We start from the raw sequence: 621 nt of genomic DNA on the forward strand, positions 1-621 counted from the left end.
AGAAATATCAAAGGGTTTACTTTTTCATTATTTCGGCACAAAAAAGAATTTGTATATCTTTTTGTTCAAATATGCAAACACTATAATAATGCAGGAATACTATTCACAAATTAACATAAAGGAAAAGGACATTCTAAAAAGGTTTAGAAATATGTTTTTATTAAAGTTGGAGCTGACCAATAAATATCCTGCCATTTTTGATTTTGTGACATCGGCTTTTTTTGAAAAGGATCCTGCAGTGGCCGGAAAAATTAATGAATACACAAATCTATTGTATTTCGATGTGAAGAATGAGATGCTTAAAGATATTGATTTATCTCTTTTTAAGGAAAATTTTGATATTGAAAAAGCAATTAACATTATTATATTTACCCTTAAAGGCTATAGTGAATCTCAGACTTCACCAGAAAAACGCATTGAAGATTACAATAAGGAACAGGCGCGGTATATAAGGGAAATTGATGAATATATAACGATACTGCGTACTGCATTTTATAAGGAGGATATATAGTATGAAATTTGCTTATAGTTTTAGTGACATTACCGATGAAGCATTTGGTTTTGCAGGAGGTAAGGGTGCTTCTCTTTGTAAGATGTACAATGCTGGAATTGCTGTTCCTC

At 30.9% G+C, this 621-nt stretch carries 1 protein-coding gene; it reads left to right on the forward strand.

The genetic code is table 11. The features are described from left to right. The coding region (locus tag AB8U03_RS18030) for a hypothetical protein (protein WP_369705931.1) at positions 1 to 511 on the forward strand (511 nt) is incomplete at its 5' end. Between the last annotated feature and the right edge of the window lie 110 nt (positions 512 to 621).

The sequence above is a fragment of the Clostridium moutaii genome (assembly GCF_041205085.1).
GTDB lineage: Bacteria > Bacillota > Clostridia > Clostridiales > Clostridiaceae > Clostridium_B > Clostridium_B moutaii.